Annotated in this window: 11 protein-coding genes; 5 read left to right on the forward strand and 6 right to left on the reverse strand. The window is 67.0% G+C overall.

Going from position 1 to position 14,875, the window contains the following annotated elements; all coding sequences use genetic code 11:
• The first annotated feature begins 75 nt into the window (after positions 1–75).
• The 4 genes from ACJEIK_RS11210 to ACJEIK_RS11225 all read left to right on the forward strand — a co-directional run bounded on the left by ACJEIK_RS11210 (position 76) and on the right by ACJEIK_RS11225 (position 3,154).
• Entirely contained in the window at positions 76–1,059 is a 984-nt protein-coding gene (locus tag ACJEIK_RS11210; protein ID WP_053853861.1) for a nitrilase-related carbon-nitrogen hydrolase, read from the forward strand.
• Positions 1,056–2,087, forward strand: coding sequence for an agmatine/peptidylarginine deiminase (locus ACJEIK_RS11215; protein ID WP_061001610.1), 1,032 nt, complete (start codon positions 1,056–1,058; stop codon positions 2,085–2,087). The genes ACJEIK_RS11210 and ACJEIK_RS11215 overlap by 4 nt, the downstream gene beginning before the upstream one ends.
• A gap of 105 nt (positions 2,088–2,192) precedes the next feature.
• Positions 2,193–2,672: a hypothetical protein gene (locus ACJEIK_RS11220; RefSeq protein ID WP_061001609.1), complete on the forward strand. Its 480-nt coding sequence runs from the start codon at positions 2,193–2,195 to the stop codon at positions 2,670–2,672.
• 44 nt (positions 2,673–2,716) lie between these two features.
• Positions 2,717–3,154, forward strand: a complete 438-nt coding sequence (locus ACJEIK_RS11225) for a VOC family protein (RefSeq protein ID WP_406775939.1) — start codon at positions 2,717–2,719, stop codon at positions 3,152–3,154.
• Here ACJEIK_RS11225 and ACJEIK_RS11230 read toward each other — a convergent pair.
• The 4 genes from ACJEIK_RS11230 to ACJEIK_RS11245 all read right to left on the reverse strand — a co-directional run bounded on the left by ACJEIK_RS11230 (position 3,141) and on the right by ACJEIK_RS11245 (position 9,737).
• The gene (locus tag ACJEIK_RS11230; RefSeq protein WP_061001607.1) at positions 3,141–5,708 is read right to left on the reverse strand and encodes an NAD-glutamate dehydrogenase domain-containing protein; all 2,568 of its coding nucleotides are present in this window, start codon (positions 5,706–5,708) and stop codon (positions 3,141–3,143) included. The genes ACJEIK_RS11225 and ACJEIK_RS11230 overlap by 14 nt on opposite strands.
• Before the next feature lie 72 nt (positions 5,709–5,780).
• Positions 5,781–7,235, reverse strand: coding sequence for an NAD-dependent succinate-semialdehyde dehydrogenase (locus tag ACJEIK_RS11235; protein ID WP_409431474.1), 1,455 nt, complete (start codon positions 7,233–7,235; stop codon positions 5,781–5,783).
• Positions 7,232–8,572: a 4-aminobutyrate--2-oxoglutarate transaminase gene (gene gabT / locus ACJEIK_RS11240; protein WP_409431475.1), complete on the reverse strand. Its 1,341-nt coding sequence runs from the start codon at positions 8,570–8,572 to the stop codon at positions 7,232–7,234. The genes ACJEIK_RS11235 and gabT overlap by 4 nt, the downstream gene beginning before the upstream one ends.
• A 151-nt stretch (positions 8,573–8,723) precedes the next feature.
• Positions 8,724–9,737: an AraC family transcriptional regulator ligand-binding domain-containing protein gene (locus ACJEIK_RS11245; RefSeq protein ID WP_409431683.1), complete on the reverse strand. Its 1,014-nt coding sequence runs from the start codon at positions 9,735–9,737 to the stop codon at positions 8,724–8,726.
• Between the two features lie 120 nt (positions 9,738–9,857).
• Between ACJEIK_RS11245 and ACJEIK_RS11250 the strand changes: the two genes are divergently transcribed.
• Positions 9,858–11,879 carry a fatty acid desaturase gene (locus ACJEIK_RS11250; protein ID WP_409431476.1) on the forward strand — a complete coding sequence of 674 codons (2,022 nt, stop codon included), beginning with the start codon at positions 9,858–9,860 and terminating at the stop codon, positions 11,877–11,879.
• 610 nt (positions 11,880–12,489) lie between these two features.
• Here the strand turns inward: ACJEIK_RS11250 and ACJEIK_RS11255 are convergent.
• Positions 12,490–14,031 (reverse strand): APC family permease, encoded by a 1,542-nt coding sequence (locus ACJEIK_RS11255; RefSeq protein WP_409431477.1) that lies wholly within the window; start codon positions 14,029–14,031, stop codon positions 12,490–12,492.
• Positions 14,024–14,875 (reverse strand): universal stress protein, encoded by an 852-nt coding sequence (locus ACJEIK_RS11260; protein ID WP_061001601.1) that lies wholly within the window; start codon positions 14,873–14,875, stop codon positions 14,024–14,026. The genes ACJEIK_RS11255 and ACJEIK_RS11260 overlap by 8 nt, the downstream gene beginning before the upstream one ends.

Below are 14,875 nucleotides of genomic sequence, written 5' to 3' on the forward strand. Positions count from 1 at the left end.
TCTACTACCTCTTTACAACCGGGGGTAAGTGGGGTCACAATAAAACGAATCAAATTCGTTTTAGGAGTCCAGCTGATGATCACCCTGACCGCCACCGCACCCGAGTCGCTGTCCCGCAGCACCGAGTCGACGCGCCCGCCGGTGCGGGTCGGCCTGGTGCAGCACCGCTGGCGTCCCGATGCCGATGAGCTCGCCAAGGTGCTGCGTGACGGCATCGACCGCGCGGCCGGAGAGGGCGCCGCGCTGGTCTGCCTGCCGGAGATCACCCTGCTGCGGTATCCCGCCGACACCCCGGCCGGCCCGAACCCGGGGGATACCGCCGAAGATCTCCTCGACGGACCGACGTTCGCACTCGCCGCCGAGGCGGCCCGCGCCAACGGCATCTTCGTGCACGCGTCGCTTTACGAAAAGTCGCCGGCGGCAGACGGTTTGGGCTTCAACACGGCGATCCTGGTCTCCCCGTCGGGCGAGCTCGCCGGCCGGACCCGCAAGATGCACATCCCGATCTCGGCGGGCTACTACGAGGACACCTACTTCCGGGCCGGTCCTGCCGAGGGCAACCCGTACCCGGTCTACGAGCCGGAGGGACTCGGCGCCAAGCTCGGAATGCCGACGTGCTGGGACGAATGGTTCCCCGAGGTGGCTCGCAACTACTCGCTCGGCGGTGCGGAGATCGTCGTCTACCCGACGGCCATCGGATCCGAACCGGTCTTCCCGGCGTTCGACACGCAGCCGCTGTGGCAGCAGGTCATCGTCGCCAACGGCATCAACAGCGGCCTTTTCATGGTGGTGCCCAACCGAATTGGCGACGAGGGCACCGTGACCTTCTACGGCTCGTCGTTCATCTCCGACCCCTATGGCCGGGTGCTGGTGCAGGCGCCGCGCGACGAGGAGGCGGTGCTGGTCGCCGATCTGGACCTCGACCAGCGCCGCGACTGGCTGGAGCTGTTCCCGTTCCTGCTGACCCGCCGGCCCGAGAGCTACGGCGCGCTGACCGCACCGGTCGACGCGCAACGTCCGTACGGCGCCGGCCACGAGGCCACCGCGGTGGTGAAATGACGAACTACGTGATGCCTGCGGAGAGTGCACCACAGGACCGGGTGTGGATGGCGTTCCCGTCCGAAGGATATTCCTTGGGGGACAACGAAACCGAACACCACGAGGCGCGCTCGACATGGGCTGCCGTGGCCCACGCGGTGCTGGAGTTCGAGCCGGTGACCGTCGTGGTTGACCCCGCGGAGACGGCTGCCGCGCGGCGGTATCTGTCCGCCGAGGTCGACATCGTCGAGGCGCCGCTCAACGACGCCTGGATGCGCGACATCGGCCCGACCTTCGTGCACGCCGCCGACGGTTCGGTGGCCGCGGTGGACTGGGTGTTCAACGGCTGGGGCGGCCAGGACTGGGCACGCTGGGATCGTGACGCGAAAATCGGTGCCGCCGTGGCTGGTTGGGCCGGCGTTCCGGTGATCAGTTCGGCGTTGGTCAACGAGGGCGGCGGTATCCAGGTCGACGGGCAGGGCACGGTGCTGGTCACCGAGACCGTCCAACTCGACCCCGGCCGCAATCCCGGCGCCACCAAGGCCGACATCGAGGCCGAACTGGCCCGCACCCTCGGCGCCACCCACGCCGTGTGGTTGCCGCGTGGTCTGACACGCGACTCGGAGCGCTTCGGCACCCGCGGACACGTCGACATCGTCGCGGCCATCACGTCACCGGGGCGCCTGCTGCTGCATGCGCAGCGCTCCGATGTGCATCCGGACCACCTGGTGTGCAAGGAGATTCGCGAGGCCCTCGCCGAGACCTGTGACGCCGCGGGCCGGCCGTGGGAGATCATCGAACTTCCCGCACCGGACCTGCTGACCGATGCCGAGGGCTACGTCGACTACAGCTACATCAACCACCTGGTGGTCAACGGCGGCGTCATCGCGTGCGCGTTCGGTGATCCGCGCGACGCCGACGCGGCGGCGATCCTGGCCGAGCAGTATCCCGGCCGGCGCGTGGTCAGCGTCGACGCGCGGCCGCTGTTCGAGCGCGGCGGCGGCATCCACTGCATCACGCAGCACCAGCCGGCGGCGATGGGCGAGTAGCAGCCCTGTTGGTGCCCCTTCCCATCGGCAAGATTTGCTCCTAACCTCTTGATTCAGTCACCTACGTCAGGAGGAGCCATCAAGAGTCGCTTTGCTGCACTCGCTTTGGCCGCCATCGTCGGCCCCGTGGTGCTGACGGGCTGTGTCGTGGAGACCGACCGGATCGCCAGCGAAACGGTTCGTGAGAATCTGGAGAAACGGCGGTCGGCGTCATCGACCCCGACGACCACCACCCGGGACAACAAGTCGAAGTTGCTCGGGATCGACATGCCGGCGGCTACCTGGCTAGTTCAGAGCAGCTACAGCAAGACCTCGTCACGTGAGGCATGGGGCTACAAGGGCGACCGCCTGGACTCGCGGAAAGACATCCCGATCCGAAACACGATATTTGCGGTGGCCGATGGCGGTCTGCTGCGTAAAGGATGGCAGCAGTGCACCATTTACACCGGCGGCCCGTACTCATGGATCAAGCCCGGAACCGATGAATTCATCACCATGAGATTCATGGCTGGTCCTCCGACCATTGCCAACGTGCTCTGGCAGAACTGGCGTGACGAGCAGTGCAAGGGCAGGGTCACGGGCTAGAAGCCGACCGGTGAGGCTCGGTCCGACTCGGTACCATCGTCCGCATGGCCATCAAACTCGAGAACGTCGGCATCGCCGTGCGCGATCTCGACGCGACCATCGCGTTCTTTACCGACCTGGGGCTGACGGTGGTCGGCCGTGCCACGGTCAGCGGCGAATGGACCGAAACCGCGGTGGGTCTCGACGGTAACCACGCCAACATCGCGATGCTCGAGACGCCGGGCGGTCACGGCCGCATCGAGCTCTTCGAGTACATCCATCCCGAGGCCATCGAGTCGGGGCCCACCCGCCCCAACGTCATCGGCATGCACCGCGTCGCGTTCTCGGTCGACGACATCGACGCTGCCCTCGAGATCGCCGCGCGGCACGGCTGCCATCCGCTGCGCGGCGTGGCGACCTACGAAGACATCTACAAGCTCACGTATGTCCGTGGGCCCAGCGGCATCATCGTGATGCTCGCCGAGGAGCTCAAGAAGAGCTGACCGCCATCAACCGGCTGACCGCGGCGCTCACCCGGTCGCGGTTGCCCGCGCCGTTGCGCACCACCCACGACGTCAGGTGCTCGAGCAGTTCCCGGATCTCCAGCAGCGCCTGGATGCGCCCGCTCTCATCGGTCTTACCGGTCAGCACCTCGGACCACAGGTTGTCGAGATCGAGGATGTCGCGCACCGTCGCGTACGCCATCGCCACGTCGGCCGTACTCACCGACAGTCGCTCCTGCATACGGTAGATCGTGCCGGGACCGACGCGGTTGATCAGCTCACCGGCGACCGAGGTCGCGACGATCTCGCGGCGGAGTGGATGGTTCGCGATCTCGGCGCGCGCCTGCTCGGCGATGGTGGCCGGGAAGTACTGCTCCAGGCGGCCGACGAACATCTCGTGATCCGGAACGCCGGAGGCCAACAGCTCCTGCGACACCAGGTTCTTGGATTGCGCCAGCAGCACCGCGATTTCGGGGCGGGTGAGTCCGAGTCCGACGAGCCGGCGGCGATCCAGTTCCTGCTTCGACGGCAGCCCCTCGACATCGGGGTCGACGCCGGCCACGTCCTGCAGGTTGCCGATGAGCCGGACGTGCCGCTCCAACAGCGAGCCGGCCTCGGCGGCAGCCATGCTGATCGCGAGGATCTGGTCGGCGTTGTCGGCCAGGACCCGTGCGGCGACGTCGTCGGTGGCACCGGCGAGCAGCGCATTGCGTCGGGCGGTGGCGATGGTGCCGGAGTCCAGTGCGATCTTGAGGTTGACCTCGAGGTCGGAGGTGGCGACCCCGGCGGCGTTGTCGATGAAGTCGGCGTTGACCCGGCCGCCGCGAAGCGCGAACGCGATCCGGGCCTGTTGCGTCAGCCCGAGGTTGCCGCCCTCGCCGATCACCTTGCAGCGCAACTGCGATGCGGTGACCCGTACGCGGTCGTTCGCCTTGTCCTGGGCGTCGGCGTCGGTCTCGTCGTCGGCGCGGACATACGTGCCGACGCCGCCGTTCCACAGCAGGTCGACCGGTGCCCGCAGCACCGCGCTGATCAGCTCGTCGGGCGTGCATTCGGCGGCTGTGATGCCCAGGCGGGCCCGGACCTGATCCGACAGCGGAATCGACTTGGCGGTGCGTGACCACACGCCGCCGCCCGACGAGATCAGCGCCGGGTCGTAGTCCTGCCAGCTGGATCGGGGGAGCCGGAAGAGGCGCTCGCGCTCGGCGTACGAGGTCTCCGTATCCGGATTCGGATCCAGGAAGATGTGCCGGTGGTCGAACGCGGCGACCAGTTTGATGTTGCGGGACAGTAGCATTCCGTTGCCGAACACATCACCCGACATGTCGCCGATGCCGGCGACGGTGAACGGTTCGGCGTCGATGTCATGGCCGGCCTCGGCGAAGTGCCGCCGTACCGACAGCCACGCGCCGCGGGCGGTGATGCCCATGGCCTTGTGGTCGTACCCGGCCGACCCGCCCGAGGCAAAGGCGTCGCCCAGCCAGAAGTCGTATTCGGCGGCAATGGAATTGGCCAGGTCCGAGAACGTGGCGGTGCCCTTGTCGGCGGCCACGACGAGATAGGCGTCGTCGCCGTCGGGGCACACGGTGCGGTCGGGATGGCGGATGGTGCCGTCGACGATGTTGTCGGTGACGTCGAGCAGGCCGCGGATGAAGGTGCGGTAGCCGTCCGCGGGATCGACAGTGGCAGAACGCAAGACGAAGGCGCCCTTGGCGCCGGTCGGCACGATCGGGGCGTTCTTCACGGCCTGCGTCTTCATCAGGCCCATGACCTCGGTACGGAAGTCCTCGGCCCGGTTGGACCAGCGCAGGCCGCCGCGGGCGATCGCGCCGCTGCGCAGATGCACACCCTCGACGGTGTCGGAGTGCACGAAGATTTCGCGGTAGGGCACAACAGGTCCGGTGATCGACAGGCGCGCCGAGTCGATCTTGAACGACACGTAGTCCTTGGGTAGGCCGTCGACGCCGACCTGGAACCAGTTGGTGCGCAGTGTCGCCGCCACGAAGGCGTGCAGTGCCCGCCGGATCCGGTCGTCGTCCAGCGAGGTGGCGGCATCCACGAGACCGGCGACCTCTCGATCCGGCTGCTCGACGTCAGCGGTGGCGTCCGGGTTGAACCGGGCGTCGAACAGCGCCAGCAATGCGTTCACGAAACCGGGTGCGGCGACCAGGGATTCGATGATGTAGTCCTCGGAGAATCCCAGGCCCGTCTGCCGGAGGAACCGGCACGCCGCGCGGATCAGCACCGCGCGGCGCCAGTCGATGCCGGCCGCGACGATGAGCATCGCGTACCGGTCGACGCTCCAGCGCCCCGCGATGGCGGCCTCACAGGCCTGCGCGACCAGGTCACGTGTCGCCTCGGACAGCGAGAGATCGCCGAACTCGTAGCAGTGCCCGGCATCGTCGGAGTGGTGGTACGAGGCGACGCGCAGGCCGAACGACTCGAACATCGCGCAGACGTCGGCCAGGAACGGCGGATGCCCGGGCCACTGGATTTGGGCGTGGTTGTTCAGCCCGTCGGCGTCGAAAGACACCCGGGCAGCGGAATTCTGCATGGGAGGACTACTCCGGTCTATTTACTTGGATGTCTGTGTGTGGAGGGAGAGGGGAAAGTTGTTGCGGCGCACCTACTGAAGGGCGATGTACTTGGTCTCGAGGTACTCCTCGATGCCCTCGCTGCCGGCTTCACGGCCGATGCCGGATTCCTTGATACCGCCGAACGGCGCGGCCACGTCGGAGATGACGCCGCGGTTGACGCCCACCATGCCGGCCTCGACTGCCTCGGCGACCCGCAGTGCACGGTCCAGGCCCTGCGTGTAGACGTAGGCGGCCAGGCCGTATTCGGTGTCGTTGGCGGCATCGATGCCGGCCTGTTCGCCGTCGAATCCGATGATCGCGGCGACCGGCCCGAAGATCTCCTCGCGCAGGAGGCGGGCATCGGTTGACACGTCGGCGAGCACCGTCGGCGGGTAGAAGAAGCCTTCGCCTTCAACGGGTTTGCCGCCGGTCGCCACCGTCGCGCCCTTGTTGACGGCGTCCTGCACCAGTTCGTCGACGGTCGCCCGCTGCTTGGCGGTGATCAGCGGACCGACCTGGCTGCCGGCCTGGTCGCCCGGGCCGGTGGCCAGTGCGGCCATGCGGGCGGCGAGCTTCTCGGTGAACTCGGCGCGCACGGCGTTGTCGACGTGAATGCGGTTGGCGGCGGTACAGGCCTCACCCATGTTGCGCATCTTGGCGGCCATCGCGCCGTCGACCGCGGCGTCCAGATCGGCGTCGTCGAACACCACGAACGGGGCGTTGCCGCCGAGTTCCATCGAGGTGCGCAACACCCGATCTGCGGACTGCGCCAACAGCTTCCGGCCGACACCGGTGGAACCGGTGAAGGTCAGCTTACGCAGGCGCGGGTCGGCCAGCAGCGGGCCGGTCAGGCCGGCGGCATCGGTGGTGGGCAGGATCGACAGCACGCCGGCGGGCAGGCCGGCGTCGGCGAACACCTGGCCCAGCAGCAGCATGGTCAGCGGGGTTTCGGCTGCGGGCTTGACGATCATGGTGCAACCGGCAGCCAGCGCCGGGCCGATCTTGCGGGTGCCCATGGCCAGCGGGAAGTTCCACGGCGTGATCGCCAGGGTCGGCCCGACGGGCTGCTTGGTGACCAGGATGCGGCCGGTGCCGGTGGGTGACTGCGTGTAGCGGCCGTTGATCCGGACCGCTTCTTCGGCGAACCAGCGCAGGAACTCGCCGCCGTAGTTGACCTCACCCTGGCTCTCGGCCAGGGGCTTTCCCATCTCGAGGGTCATGGTGAGGGCGAAGTCGTCGCGGCGCTCCATGACCAGTTCCCAAGCGCGCCGGAGAATTTCGGCACGTTCCCGGGCTGGGTTGGCGGCCCAGGACGCCTGCGCGGCGACGGCGTCGTCGAGGGCGCGGGCACCGTCGGCGGGTGCGGCGTCGGCGACCTCGATGAGCACGGCGTCCGTGGCCGGGTCGTGCACGGCGAACCGGGCTCCGGTGGACGCGGGGACCTGCAGGCCGCCGAGCCACAGCTCGGTGGGCATGGACTGCAGCAGTGTGGTGCGGTCGATCATCGGGCTGCCGCCATTTCGCGCACGATGTCTACCAGGACGGCGATGCCCTCGTCGAGCAGCTCGTCGCTGATGACCAGCGGCGGGAGCAGGCGGATGATGTTTCCGTACGAGCCGCAGGTCAGAAGGATGACGCCGCGCTTGAAGGCCTCTGCCGCAATGGCTTTCGTGAGAACCGGATCCGGCTCATTGGTACCCGGTTTGACGATCTCGATGGCCAGCATGGCGCCGCGGCCACGGACGTCACCGATCACTCCGGTGTCGGTCAGGGCCTGCAGCTTGGGCACGACCGCGGTTTCGATGGCGCGGGCGCGGGCAGGAAGGTCCATCTCGGCCATGGCGTCGAGCGTGGCGAGGGCCGCGGCACAGGCGACGGGGTTACCGCCGTAGGTGCCACCCAGGCCGCCGGGGTGCACGGCGTCGAGCAGGTCGGCCCGGCCGGTGATGGCGGCCAGCGGCATGCCGCCGGCGATGCCCTTGGCCATGGTGATGATGTCGGGGACGATGCCGTCGTGCTCGGAGGCGAACCACGATCCGGTACGGGCGAAGCCCGTCTGCACCTCGTCGGCGATGAAGACGACGCCGTTGGCCTTGCACCAATCGACAAGGGTGGCAAGGAATCCCGGCGCGGGCACGATGAAACCGCCCTCGCCCTGCACGGGCTCGATGATCACCGCGGCGAGCGACGCGGCACCGATCTGGGTCTCGATGCGGCTGATGGCGGCCTTGGCGGCGGCCTCGCCGGTCAGCCCGTCACGGTACGGGTACGACGCCGGCATACGGTAGATCTCCGGCGCGAACGGTCCGAACTGCGTCTTGTAGGGCATGGCCTTGGCGGTCAGCGCCATGGTCATGTTGGTGCGGCCGTGGTAGGCGTGGTCGAAGGCGACGACGGCCTGTCGGCCGGTGGCCAGCCGCGCGACCTTGACAGCGTTCTCGACGGCCTCGGAGCCCGAGTTGAAGAATGCGGTGCGCTTCTCGTGATCGCCGGGGGTCATGGCGTTGAGCCGCTCGGCGAGTTCCACGTAGCCCTCGTACGGCGTGATCATGAAACAGGTGTGGGTGAAGCGCGAAGCCTGCTGAGCCACGGCAGCGGCGACACCCGGGTGCGATGCGCCGACGCTGGTGACGGCGATACCCGAACCCAGGTCGATGAGTGAGTTGCCGTCGATGTCGACGATGACGCCGCCGTCCGCGTCCGCGGCGTAGACCGGTGCCGACGAGCTGACGCCACCCGCCACCGCGGCCTGGCGGCGCGCCGACATCTCGGCCGATCGCGGACCGGGCAGCGCGGTGACGATGTTGCGCTTCTGCGCCAGTCGATAGGTGATGTCGGTCATCGGTTGCTCCTGGTGATCGAACGGCTTGTGTACTGCTGATTCTCTGCGGTTGTGGCGCGGATAACTATGTCCACTTTGTCGATTTCGAGCGCATCGAGCACGCCATTTTGTCGTGGGGTACGAGCGCTTGCGGAAGCCGACCAGCGCGGGGCTAGCGCGGCCTGCGGAAGTAGCTCGGTGCCGTGCCTTCCCAGCGCTTGAAAGCGTGGGTGAAATTGGCCGTTTCGGCGTACCCCAGGTGCCGGGAGATCTCCTCGACCGAAAGGTTCTGCTGGAGCAGCTCGAGGGCCAGCTGGCGGCGGACCTCGTCGAGCAACGCGCGGTAGGAGGTGCCCTCGGCAGCGAGCCGACGGCGCAGGGTGCGCTGGTCGATGTGTAATTCGTCGGCGATGGTCGGCATCGACGGCAGTTCCCCGGGGTTGTGCAGCAGCCGGCTCCGCACCTGGCCCGCCACGCCGACGCGAGAGAGCCTGCGCTCGAGCAGGTCCCGGCATTGCTGCTCGATCTTGCGCGCCGTATTGGCGTCGGCGAGCGGCGACGGCATCTCCAATACTTCGTGGGTGGCGGCGATTCGGTTGGTGCACTGGCCGGAACGTACAGCCGATACCGGAAGCCCCCACAGTTCGGCGAGCTTCTCGGCGCGAGCGGCATCGAGTGTCGTGTCCGCCCAGGCCGGTGTCAGCGCCAAATTTGCGCCCTGTGTCGCGGCGACGAATCCGGCCAGGTCCCGCTCGACGATGAATGACCTGACGTCCGTGGGCAATTCGCTGTCATCGGCGACGAGGTATCCGTACTGGTCGTCGGTCTCCACCGAGAACCGCAGGTGCGTGGGGGACAGCGCGAGATAAGGCAGGATCAGTTCCACCCCCTGCCGCAGATTGGGGCTGGCCAGGATCAGGAAGCCGAGCAAGCCGGCCCGTCCCAGAGTGGAGTGCACTCCCACCTCGATGCCGACACCCGGTCTGTCGCCAAGTTCCGCAATGAGATTGCGGATGACGTCGAATTCCTGATGCGCCCAGATTTCGGCGTTCTCGTCGTCCAGGTCGGCTTCGGTCAGTCCGCTACCTGCCAGACATTCGGCGGCTGTCATCCCATGCGCGATGGCGCCCTGCACCATGATGCGGACGCCTTCGGTGCCCCGCGGCACCGCCCAGACCGGGGCCATTCCCACTGTCCGAAAATACCAAATCAACGTCCCGTTGGAACATTCAGTCGCGTCGGCCCCGTCCGTAGCGTTTTTCGGCAGACGCAACCAACGAGGGTTGCCCGAAAGACGGAGTGTCGAATGTCGTCAGTCGAAGTGGCCGACCGGGCAGAAAGCCAACCCGCCGCGCGAACGGCGTTGCCCGATCCGGGCGAGCAGGTGCCGAAGTTGGCATGGCCGACTGTCGCGCTGTTTCTCGCGGGCGCCGCGGCATTCGTCACGTCGACCGTCGCTTATCTGGGCGGCGCCGCTCCGATGTGGGTGCCCATCGTGGTCAACGCGGTGGTGACCTTCACGATGTTCACCGTCGTCCACGACGCCGTGCACTATGCCATCAGCTCGACGCGCTGGGTCAACGGCTTGTTCGGACGGCTGGCTGTGCCGTTCGTCCAGCCGCTGATCTCGTTCCCCTCGTTCGGGTTCATTCACATTGAGCACCACCGGCATTCGAACGACGACGAGAACGATCCGGACACCTTCGCCTCCCATGGGCCGGCGTGGCAACTGCCGTTCCGCTGGGCCGTACTCGACGTTTCGTACGGCACTTATCTGATCCGCAAGGTTCGCGGTCGTCCCAAGGCCGAGGTCGCTGAAACCCTGGCATGCGTGGCCATTTCGGTGGCCGGGTTGATCGTCGCGATCATGTCGGGCCACTTCTGGACGCTGGCCGTCGTCTTCGTCATTCCGCAGCGCATCGCGGTGGTCGTCTTGGCGTGGTGGTTCGACTGGATGCCGCACCACGGGTTGGCGGACACTCAACGCAGTGACCGCTACCGGGCGACCAGAACCCGCGTCGGGATGGAGTGGCTCTATACCCCTTTGATGCTGTCGCAGAACTACCACCTGGTGCACCACCTGCACCCGTCGGTCCCGTTCTACCGCTATACCAAGACCTGGCGCCGCAACGAGGAAGCCTATCTGGACCGGAACGCCGCGATCTCCACGGTGTTCGGGCAGGGTCTCGACGCCGGCGAATTCCGGGAGTGGAAGCAACTGAACGGCAAGCTCGGCCGGCTGCTGCCGGTGCGGATGCCGGCGCGCTCGAGTTCACCGCACGCGGTGTTTCACCGGATCCCGGTGGCCGCGGTCGATCCGATCACCGCAGACAGCACATTGGTGACCTTCGCCGTTCCCGAGGCACTGCAGGACCAGTTCCGATTCGAGCCCGGCCAGCACGTCGCGGTGCGCACCGACCTGGGGGGTGAGGGCGTGCGCCGCAGCTATTCGATCTGTGCGCCGGCCACGCGAGCCCAGCTGCGGATCGCGGTGAAACACATTCCGGGAGGGAAATTCTCGGGATTCGTGGCCGAGCACCTCAGGGCCGGCGACGTCCTGGAGGTGATGACCCCGGCCGGCAGCTTCAGTTCCGCCCTGCATCCGCTGCACCGCAAGCATTACGTCGGGCTGGTGGCCGGCAGCGGCATCACCCCGGTGCTGTCGATCCTGACAACCGTCATGGAGCTCGAAACCGACAGCCGCTTCACCCTCATCTACGGCAACCGCACCAAAGAGTCGACGATGTTCCGCGCCGAACTCGAGCGTCTCGAATCCCGGTATGCCGACCGCCTCGAAATCCGGCACGTGTTGTCGGCCGAGCCGCGGCATACCCCGGAGCTGTCCGGCCGCATCGATGCGGAACGCCTGACCGGCTGGCTCGCGGGCGACCTTCGTCCCGACAGCGTGGACGAGTGGTTCCTGTGCGGCCCGGCTGCGATGTCAACCGGTGCGCGCGAGACGCTGATCGAGGGTGGCGTCGACCCCGAGCGGATCCATCTGGAATTGTTCACCGGCTTCGACCGCGGTGACTCGCCCGCACGCGACCACCAGTCGGCGACCGTCACCGCCCAATTGTCCGGAAAGAAGCAGACTTTCGGTCTCACCGCGGGCGACACGATCCTGGAAAGCGCACTGCAGGCGGGAATTGGCGCGCCCTACTCGTGCATGGGTGGTGCGTGCGGCACCTGCCGGGCCAAACTGCTTGGCGGCACTGTCGAAATGGACCAGAACTTCGCCCTCGGGCGCACCGATCTCGACGCCGGCTACATTCTCACCTGCCAGTCGCATCCGACCAGCCCGACGGTGTCGGTCGACTACGACGCCTGACGGCGGCCTCGCGCGGTGTGGCGCCCTGAGCTCAATCGTCGTGGCGATCTGCCGCTGGTTATTGGAGCCAGGGACGTCCAGCCGCCGAATAAGATACCTCGCCTCAATCATGATGGCCTGCAGCGCATTGTGATTGAAGCGAGGTACTTGTCTGACCGGTTTCGCGCCGGCCTGGGCGTTGACTCTGCGCCCTGGCACACGGTTACTCGACAATTCGCGCCCAGGTTGCAGGGTGAACCCTGGGACGGCGTTGATCCTGCGCCTACGCACACGGTTACTCGACAATTCGCGCCCAGGTTGCAGGGTGAACGTCGGATGGCGTTGATCCTGCGCCTACGCACACGGTTACTCGACAATTCGCGCCCAGGTTGCAGGGTGAACGTCGGATGGCGTTGATCCTGCGCCTACGTACACGCTTACTCGGCAATTCGCGCCCAGGTTGCAGGGTCAACAGGGGCATGCTCGGCCCGGGCGTTGACTCTGCGCCTACGCACATGGCTACTCGGCAATTCCCGCCCAGACCGCAGAGTCAACCCGCACAGGGCAATTGGCCGGCCAAAAGAGAAGCGCCCCGTCATGCCGAAGCATGACGGGGCGCGTCCGAGTTCACTCAGGGCAGCGGGGGAGTGTCCATGGTCAGGGTCTCGCCCCGGAAGAACGCCGGCTGGGTGGCGCGCATGCCGAGCATGAGCACCGCGCCGAAGATCAGGATGCCGAAGCCCAGATAGAACACCAGCCCGATGCCGCCGATCTCCGCGCCGCTGCCGCTGGCCGTCGGATCCATGCTGACGAGCACCGATTTGACGAATACGGAGAGCAACATGATGCCACCGAGTAGCGGGAACACCAGCTTGTAGATGATGTTGTGCGCATTGAGGAACAGTTCCTTGCGGAAGAACCACACACAGGCGAACGCCGTGATGCCGTAGTACCAGCAGATCATGATGCCAAGGGCGGCAATGGTATCCAGCAAGGTGCGCTCGGACAGCAGCGTCACGATGGTGTAGAACGCGGCGGTGACGACGCCCGCGACCACGGTGCTGAACACGGGCGACAGCGTGCGGGGGCTGACGCTGGCGAACCGCTTGGGGAAGGCGCCGTAGGTACCCATCGCGAGCATCGTGCGGGCGGCCGGCAGCACGGTGGTCTGCAGACTGGCGATCGACGAGGCGAACACCGCCAGCAACAGCAACGGGCCGCCCCAATCGCCGAGGACCGGATAGGCCAGCGCGCCGAAGACGTTGGCCGCGTTGTCCTTGTTGCCCAGTCCCAGGCCGGTGTCACCGATCCCCGCGTACATCATCACCGCGACCGCGACCAGGAGGTACGTCAGCAGGATCGACAGGACGCAGAGCAATCCGGCGCGGCCGGGGACCTTGGTGGGGTCCTTGCATTCCTCGCCGAGGGTCAGACAGGTGTCCCAGCCCCAGAACGCGAAGATGGAGCCGATGAGCCCGATCACGAAGGCGCTCATGGTCAATCCGGTGAACGGGTCGAACCAGTCGATGTCGAAGTTCAGGTGTCCTTCGACGCCGCCCGACCGCACGATCGCGACGATCGAGAACGTGATGAGCACGATCATCTGGAAGCCGACCAGGACGTACTGCACCTTCTCGCTGGTCGTGATGCCACGGCAGGAGATATAGGTGGCGATGGCCAGCAGCGCGACGGTGGACCCGATGTTGACCCAGACATTGTCGGCCGAGAGCGTGGCGAGTTTCTCGTTGTGAAGCACCTTGCCCAGGAATTCGTAGCCGAACTGGACGCCGATCGAGGCGAGATTGGACAGCACGATGATGGTGGCGATCACCATGCCCCAGCCACACATCCAGCCGACATACGGGCCGAAAGCTTTGGTGGACCAGGTGAACGACGCACCGCAGTCGGGTGCCCGTGAGTTGAGTTCGCGGTACGCGTAGGCGGTCAGGAACATCGGGATGAAGCCGGCGATCAGGATGGCCGGCATCTTCAGCCCGACCGCCGCGACGATCAGCCCGATGCTGGCCGTGAGCGTGTAGCCCGGCGCCACGGTCGAGATACCGAGGATTGCCCCGGTGATGGTGCCGATTCTGCCTGCGGCGAGGCCCTTGGCGACGAGGCCTTCTTCCCGCTCTACGCGAGCGAGGTCGGAATCGGCCAGTTGTTCAGTCATTATCAGCCCCTTCATCTTTCGGAACCACGATCATGGGGACCTGCAGGACGCGCAGCATCTTGGCCGCGGTCGATCCCAGGAAGAGCCGGCGGGGCTGTGCGAGCCGGCTGGACCCGACCATGATCACGTCGCCGTCATGCCAGCCGAGTTTGTTGACGGCGTCCTCGACACCCGCGCCGGTGGCGACGCGCGACGTGACCGGAATGTCTTCCGGCAGAAATGCTTTCGCCTGGTCGAGGGCGTTCTGGGCGTGCTGCTGGGCCAGTTCCAGGTCGTCGGCGTCGTCGACGGCGACCAGCGACACCAGGCGCAGCGGTGTCCCGGTGTCCCGGCAGAGCCGCAGCGCGGCGTCCAACAGCAGCTTGGCGCCCGGTCGGGTGCCGACGGCGCAGGTGACTTCACGGATCCGTTCGTCGCGCTTCAGGCGGGCGCCGCGCGGTGCGATGACCACCGGAATCGGTGAGGCGTGCACCAGATCGTTGACCACCGATCCGAGGGACAACGAGCCGGCGATACCGCCGCCGGCGCCGCCGACCACGAGGGCCTCGGCCCCGGCGGCCTCTGCCGCGGCGATCAGGCCCGCCGTGCTGGACTCGTCGAAGCTCAGATGGGTCGTCACCTTGAGGTCGCTGGGGACCCCGGCCGCGGCTGCGGCGAGCCAGCTTTCGGCTTCGCGCTGCAGGATGCCGCCGGGCGTGGTGGCGAGGGCCGACCGGTCGCGCGGCAGCACCATGCACAGATCGATCTCGGCGCCGAGGGTGCGGGCGATCTGCTCGCCGACGGCGACGGCGTCGTCACCACCGGGTGTCGCGAGATATGCGACGGCGATTCGTGGATTGCTCAC

Origin of the sequence: Mycobacterium sp. SMC-16 (assembly GCF_046250085.1) — a bacterium.
In the GTDB taxonomy this organism is placed as follows: domain Bacteria; phylum Actinomycetota; class Actinomycetes; order Mycobacteriales; family Mycobacteriaceae; genus Mycobacterium; species Mycobacterium phocaicum.

Excerpts from the sequence above, each read along its gene's own strand:
- ACJEIK_RS11210 (WP_053853861.1), top strand. The coding sequence starts at position 76 with ATGATCACCCTGACCGCCACCGCACCCGAGTCGCTGTCCCGCAGCACC.
- ACJEIK_RS11215 (WP_061001610.1), top strand. The coding sequence starts at position 1,056 with ATGACGAACTACGTGATGCCTGCGGAGAGTGCACCACAGGACCGGGTG.
- ACJEIK_RS11225 (WP_406775939.1), top strand. The coding sequence starts at position 2,717 with ATGGCCATCAAACTCGAGAACGTCGGCATCGCCGTGCGCGATCTCGAC.
- ACJEIK_RS11230 (WP_061001607.1), bottom strand. The coding sequence starts at position 5,708 with ATGCAGAATTCCGCTGCCCGGGTGTCTTTCGACGCCGACGGGCTGAAC.
- ACJEIK_RS11235 (WP_409431474.1), bottom strand. The coding sequence starts at position 7,235 with ATGATCGACCGCACCACACTGCTGCAGTCCATGCCCACCGAGCTGTGG.
- gabT (WP_409431475.1), bottom strand. The coding sequence starts at position 8,572 with ATGACCGACATCACCTATCGACTGGCGCAGAAGCGCAACATCGTCACC.
- ACJEIK_RS11245 (WP_409431683.1), bottom strand. The coding sequence starts at position 9,737 with ATGGCCCCGGTCTGGGCGGTGCCGCGGGGCACCGAAGGCGTCCGCATC.
- ACJEIK_RS11250 (WP_409431476.1), top strand. The coding sequence starts at position 9,858 with ATGTCGTCAGTCGAAGTGGCCGACCGGGCAGAAAGCCAACCCGCCGCG.
- ACJEIK_RS11255 (WP_409431477.1), bottom strand. The coding sequence starts at position 14,031 with ATGACTGAACAACTGGCCGATTCCGACCTCGCTCGCGTAGAGCGGGAA.